General features: G+C 73.8%; 7 protein-coding genes. 6 read left to right on the forward strand and 1 reads right to left on the reverse strand.

From position 1 onward, the window contains the following. From GXW76_RS24775 to GXW76_RS24795, 5 genes are all read left to right on the forward strand, one after another. Positions 1-551: exodeoxyribonuclease VII large subunit (locus GXW76_RS24775; RefSeq protein ID WP_272876144.1), on the forward strand; the 551-nt coding region annotated here is incomplete at its 5' end. A 122-nt stretch (positions 552-673) separates the two neighbouring features. Then, positions 674-1,501, forward strand: a complete 828-nt coding sequence (locus GXW76_RS24780; RefSeq protein ID WP_338151038.1) for a M23 family metallopeptidase — start codon at positions 674-676, stop codon at positions 1,499-1,501. After that, complete coding sequence (locus GXW76_RS24785) at positions 1,498-2,100, forward strand: class I SAM-dependent methyltransferase (RefSeq protein WP_211864814.1); 603 nt, start codon at positions 1,498-1,500, stop codon at positions 2,098-2,100. Before GXW76_RS24780 ends, GXW76_RS24785 begins: the two co-directional genes overlap by 4 nt. Before the next feature lie 156 nt (positions 2,101-2,256). Continuing rightward, positions 2,257-4,092, forward strand: coding sequence for a transglycosylase domain-containing protein (locus GXW76_RS24790; protein WP_211864815.1), 1,836 nt, complete (start codon positions 2,257-2,259; stop codon positions 4,090-4,092). A gap of 155 nt (positions 4,093-4,247) precedes the next feature. Beyond that, positions 4,248-4,751, forward strand: coding sequence for a hypothetical protein (locus GXW76_RS24795; RefSeq protein WP_211864816.1), 504 nt, complete (start codon positions 4,248-4,250; stop codon positions 4,749-4,751). 34 nt (positions 4,752-4,785) lie between these two features. Here the strand turns inward: GXW76_RS24795 and GXW76_RS24800 are convergent, their stop codons facing one another. Next, positions 4,786-4,962 (reverse strand): YgaP family membrane protein, encoded by a 177-nt coding sequence (locus GXW76_RS24800; protein ID WP_211864817.1) that lies wholly within the window; start codon positions 4,960-4,962, stop codon positions 4,786-4,788. Between the two features lie 260 nt (positions 4,963-5,222). Between GXW76_RS24800 and GXW76_RS24805 the strand changes: the two genes are divergently transcribed. Then, on the forward strand, positions 5,223-5,690 hold a 468-nt coding region (locus GXW76_RS24805), incomplete at its 3' end, for a DNA translocase FtsK 4TM domain-containing protein (protein ID WP_211864818.1).

Here is a 5,690-nt window from a genome sequence, read left to right on the forward strand (position 1 = left end):
GGCTGCGGCTGCTGCGCGCGGAACGTGGGCTGCCGGACGTGCCGGCGCGTCTCGCGCAATCGCGCCAGCGGCTGGACGACATCGGGGAGCGGCTGCCGCGGGCGCTGGTGTCGCTGCTGGCGGCGCGGCGGCAGTCGATCACCGCGCTGCGCGTGCCGCACCCACGGGAAGGCATCCTTGCGCGCCGTGCCGCCGTGCAGGCGCTGTCGCTGCGGCTTTCCGCCGCCTGGGGCCGGCAGCGCGACGCGCGCGCGGCGGCGCCTGCCCTGGCGCGACTCTCGCCCGCCCCCGTGCAGGCACTGATCCGGCAGAAGCGCGCTGTCCTGGAGGGATTTTCCGCGCGGCTGGAGAGCGCGTCCTACCAATCCGTCCTCGCGCGCGGCTTCGCGCTGGTGCGCGATGCCGAGGGCCATGCCGTCACGGCCGCCGCGCGCGTTGCGCCGGGCCAGGCGCTGCGGCTGACCTTCGCGGATGGCGATGTGCGCGCGCAGGCCGAAGGCGCGGCGCCGAGGCGGAAGGGGCCGGCGCCGGAACAAGGGTCCTTGCTGTGACGATGAACGACGACCGGAGGGGCGCCGCCCCTCCGGACCTCCCCGCCAGAGGCCGAAAGGCCTCGGGACATCACCACTTAAGTATTGGTTTCCAAAGGCCTTTCGGCCTTTGGTGGGGTGGTGTGGAGGGGCAAGGCCCCTCCACGATTGCCCGCCGTGCCGTCCTGGCCGCGCCTGCCCTGTTGCTCGCCCGCCCTGCCGCCGCCGTCTCCTTCCCCGATCGCGGCCTCGCCCAGGGCGGCTTCGTCGTCGGCCGTGCCGCGCCGGGCACGCGCCTTTCGCTCGAAGGACGTTCGCTGCGCGTCTCGCCGGATGGCGCCTTCGCCTTCGGGTTCGGCCGTGACCATGGCGCGAGCGCGACGCTCGCGGTCACCAATCCGGACAACCGCCGCGAGGACCGGCGCCTGACCATCGCGCGCCGCCAGTGGCAAGAACAGCGCATCAACGGCCTGCCGCCCTCCCAGGTGACGCCCGACGAGGAAACGCTCCAACGCATCCTGCGCGAGCGCGAAAAGCTCACCACCGTGCGTGCGGTCGATTCGGCACTCACCGGCTTCGCGCAGGGCTTCGCCGCACCCGCAACGGGGCGCATCTCCGGCGTCTATGGCAGCCGGCGCATCCTCAACGGCCAGCCGCGGCAGCCGCATTACGGGCTCGACTTCGCGGTGCCGACGGGCACGCCGCTGCTCGCCGTCGCGGCCGGGCGCGTGACGCTCGCGGATTCCTTCCACTTCTTCGGCAACCTCGTCGTCATCGACCACGGGCATGGCGTGAACACACTCTACGCGCATCTCTCGGCCTTCGAGGTGCGGGAAGGCCAGGCCGTCGCGAAGGGCGAGCGCATCGCACTGTCCGGCGCCACCGGCCGCGTGACCGGCCCGCACCTGCATTTCTCGCTCTCCTGGTTCCAGACCTTCCTCGACCCGCAGCCGGTGGTGATGCCCGCATGAGCACTTCCCTCGCCTGGGACGAACGCTATGCGGGCGGCGACTTCCAGTTCGGGGAGGCGCCGAACCTGTTCCTTCCGTCGCAAGCGCATCGCCTGAAGCCCGGCATGCGCGCGCTTGCGGTCGGCGACGGGGAAGGACGCAACGGCGTCTGGCTCGCGCGGCAGGGTCTTGCCGCGACCTCGGTGGACTGGTCGGCGGTCGGGCTCGCCAAGGCGCGGGCGCTCGCGCAGCGGTACGGCGTGATGCTGGAAACCGTCACCGCCGACCTCTCGCGCTGGGACTGGCCGGAGGCCCGCTTCGACGTCATCGCCTGGATCTTCGTCCACCTGCCGCCGGAAGACCGCGCCATCGCCTGCGCGCAGGCGGTCCGCGCGCTCGCGCCGGGCGGGCTGCTGCTGCTCGAATGCTTCACGCCCGCGCAGGAAGGCCGCCGCAGCGGCGGGCCGAAGGATCGCGCGCTGCTGTGGTCCCGCGCGCTGGTCGAACGGCACTTCGCGGGGCTTGAGGTGCTGGAACTGCTGGAAGGGACCGTGATGCTCGACGAAGGGCCGCGGCACCAAGGGGTGGCGGAAGTGGTGAGGGCGGTGCTCAAGAAGTGAAGACGGGGGGAGAAGGGAACTTCTCCCCCCGGACCCCCCTCAACCTTCTTTGCCACCTGGTGCCCCACCGCCGAGGTTCGGCGCCAAAAGACAAAGAAGGGAGGGGGTTCGGGGGAGGTTCCCCTCCCCCGACCTTCCCATGATAGACACTCCCTGATGCCCCGTGCCGTCGCGCCGCGGGTGCGGCGCGTCCCCCCCGCCGCCCCTGCCCGACCCGCACCCCCCGCCCGACCGCGGCGCCGCCTGGCGCCGCGCCTGTTCCGCTGGTCGGTTGCCCTCGCCGTCTGGGGCATGCTCGCCGGCTTCGTGGCGCTGTTCTGGTTCGCCTGGGACCTGCCGCGGCCGGAGGAAGCCCTCGGCGCCACCCGCCGCCCCTCGGTCACGCTCGTCGCCGCGGACGGCGCGCTGCTCGCGACCTCGGGGGACCTCTACGGGGAGACGGTGCGGCTCTCCGACCTGCCCGCGCACGTCCCCGCCGCCTTCATCGCCATCGAGGACCGCCGCTTCCGCGAGCATCACGGGCTCGACCTTCTCGGCGTGGCGCGCGCGCTGGTGGCGAACGTCACCGCGGGGCGCATCGTGCAGGGCGGCTCCACGCTCACGCAGCAGCTCGCCAAGAACCTCTTCCTGACGCCCGAGCGCAACCTGCGGCGCAAGGTGCAGGAGGCGCTGCTCGCCCTTTGGCTCGAGCACCGCTTCACCAAGAACGAGTTGCTGACGATCTACCTGAACCGCGTCTATCTCGGCGCCGGCACCTTCGGCGTGGATGCGGCGGCGAGGCTCTATTTCGGAGTGCCGGCACGGCGCCTGACGGTCGGCCAGGCGGCGGTGCTGGCCGGGCTGCCCAAGGCGCCCTCACGCTTCAATCCGCGCGTGAACCCTTCCGCCGCCGTCCACCGCGCCGTCGAGGTGCTGGAAGCGATGGCCGAGACCGGCGCCATTCCCGCCGCCGCCGCGATGCAGGAAGCCGAACGCCTGCGCTTTCCGCCCGCTCCGTCCCGCGATGCCGGCTGGTTCGCCGACTGGGTGCGGGACGGCCTGGGCGATCGCGCACCGCCCACGGCGGACCTGCTGCTGCGCACCACCCTCGATACCCGCCTGCAGGCGGCGGCGGAGGCGCGGCTCGATGCGCTGCTCGCCGGGCCGGGCCGGGCCGCCGGGGTTGCGCAGGGCGCGGTCGTGGCGATCGAGGCGGCGAGCGGCGCCGTGCTCGCCATGGTCGGCGGCCGGGACTACCGCACCAGCCCCTTCAACCGCGCGACCCAGGCGCGGCGGCAGCCGGGCTCGGCCTTCAAGCCCTTCGTCTATCTTGCCGCGCTGGAAGCGGGCGCGCGGCCGGAGGATGGCGTCTCCGACGCGCCGATCAGCCTCGGCGGCTGGTCGCCGGGCAACGGCAACTGGCGCACGCGCGGGGAAATCACGCTCGAGGACGCGCTGGCGCATTCGGTGAACACCGCGGCGGTGCGCGTGCTCCAACGCGCCGGCGGGCCACGCCAGGTCGCCGCCGTCGCGCAGCGCCTGGGCCTGCCGGGGCCGTTCCCGCGCGACGCCTCGATCGCGCTCGGCACGGCGGAGGTGACGCTGCTCGACCTCGTCGTCGCCTATGCGCCCTTCGCCAATGGCGGCCAACGCGTCGCTCCCTCCGGCGTGGCCGAGGCACGCGCCGAAGGCCGCCCGATCGCCTGGCTGCCGCCCGCCCGCGCCCCCGTCATCGCCCGCGAAACGGCCGAGGCCATGCGACGGATGATGGTGGCGACCGTCGCGCGCGGCACGGGCCGCGCGGCGGCGATGCCCGGGCTCGCGGTCGCCGGGAAGACCGGCACGACGCAGGACAATCGCGACGCCTGGTTCATCGGGATGGCGGGCGGCACGGTCATGGGCGTCTGGCTCGGCAACGACGACGCGACGCCGATGGAGGGTGTCGCCGGCGGCGGACTGCCGGCGCGGCTGTTCCGGGAGATCCTCGAAACGGCGCGCGGGCGACAGGGTTGAGTAAGGAAGGGCGGGGGAGGATGAACCTCCCCCACACCCCCTCCCTTTTTTGTCACCTGGGGACCGTCTTCCGAAGTCGGCGCCAAAGGATCAAAGAAGGTTGGGGGGTTCGGGGGGAAGTTCTCTTCCCCCCGACCTCAGATCCGAACGAGGCCATGACCGACGACCTCCACGACCTCGCCCGACCTGTCCGCCACGAGGCGAACAACCTCTTCGCCGCGCTGTCGGGCACGGTCGAGATCCTCCAGCGCGTTGCCACGACCGATCGCGACCGCGCGCGCGCCGACCGGATGCGGGAAGCGGCCACGCGGCTCGAGGCGCTGTTCAAGGGCTACCTCTCCCTCGCCGCCCCGCCGCCGCAGGATGGCGGCACCGACGGCCCCAAGGTGCTGGAACTGCTGCGCCCGCTGTTGGTGCTGCTGCTCGGCCCCGGCCGCCCGGTGGAGATCGAGGCGCCGCCCCGCTTGCGCCGCCTCGCCATCCCGGTCGAGGAACTTCAGGCCACCATCATGCGTCTGGCGCGGGAAGCCGCCGCCGCCGCCCCCCCGCAGGGCGGCCTGCGCATCGTGATGGAGGCCGCGCCCGCCGGGGTGAGCCTCCGCATCGCTCCCTTCCCCGAGGGCGAGGCGCCGCCGCCCGTCTTCCTGCCGGCGGCGTGAGGCCCCGCCGCGCGGCGCCGCGCCGGCCCGCCGGTCAGGTGCGGATGCCGAGCACGGAATAGGCCGGGCACCACCGCCACAGCCCGGTCGCCAGCGGCAGGAGGCCGACCAGGCCCCACCATCCGAGCGGCCCCGCCACGCCCAGCGCCAGGATGACCAGCCCGGCGACGATACGCAGCGCCCTGTCGGTGCTACCCACATTGCAGCTCATCGGTCGGCTCCCTTCCGCGTCGGCGGAGGCCTTCCAGGCAGGCGCGGGCCGACGACGGCAGGATTGAAGCGGTGGCGTCACCGCCCTGTCCTTGATCCAGCGCAGCGCAGTGGTGCCGGGCCGTGGCGGCCGCGCGCCCGGCGCCGCGTGGCGCGGTGGACACGCGGATCCGCCCGGGCACCCTTGCCCGGCGCGAAAGCAATGCATACCAGTTGCTTCCCGTGTAGCATTGCGACCGGACCTCAAGACACGCCCAGGACATGACCCGCGCCGCCCTGACCGATGATTCGCGCAGCCCCACCCGTGCCGCCGGCGGGGGCGGGCGCTTCGCCTCCGCGGCGGTGCGGGCCGTGCTGCGGCGGCGGATGATGGAGATGCTCGGGTTGCTGGTGGCGCTGGCCGGCGTGGCGCTGCTGGTGGCGCTGGGCAGCCACGATCCGGCAGATCCTTCGCTGAACACCGCGACCGACCGACCGGTGCGGAACCTGGCCGGGCCGGCGGGCGCCATCATCTCCGACATCCTGCTGCAGGGCTTCGGATTCGCCGGGGCGCTGCCGGGCCTGGCGCTGCTCGCCTGGGCCTTCCGGCTGGCGACGCATCGCGGCCTCGGCTCGGTGGCGGCGCGGCTGGGCGGATTGGTGGCTGGGCTGCCGCTGGCCGCTGCGGCGCTGTCCCTGCTGCCGATGCCCGGCGGGCTGCCGGTCGAGGCCGGGCCCGGCGGTGCGGTC

The sequence above is a fragment of the Neoroseomonas soli genome, assembly GCF_018129065.1.
Classification (GTDB): domain Bacteria; phylum Pseudomonadota; class Alphaproteobacteria; order Acetobacterales; family Acetobacteraceae; genus Neoroseomonas; species Neoroseomonas soli.

What these genes read in the sequence shown, in the direction of transcription:
- GXW76_RS24795 (WP_211864816.1), top strand. Translation starts at nt 4,248, where the DNA reads ATGACCGACGACCTCCACGACCTCGCCCGACCTGTCCGCCACGAGGCG.
- GXW76_RS24790 (WP_211864815.1), top strand. Translation starts at nt 2,257, where the DNA reads ATGCCCCGTGCCGTCGCGCCGCGGGTGCGGCGCGTCCCCCCCGCCGCC.
- GXW76_RS24785 (WP_211864814.1), top strand. Translation starts at nt 1,498, where the DNA reads ATGAGCACTTCCCTCGCCTGGGACGAACGCTATGCGGGCGGCGACTTC.
- GXW76_RS24800 (WP_211864817.1), bottom strand. Translation starts at nt 4,962, where the DNA reads ATGAGCTGCAATGTGGGTAGCACCGACAGGGCGCTGCGTATCGTCGCC.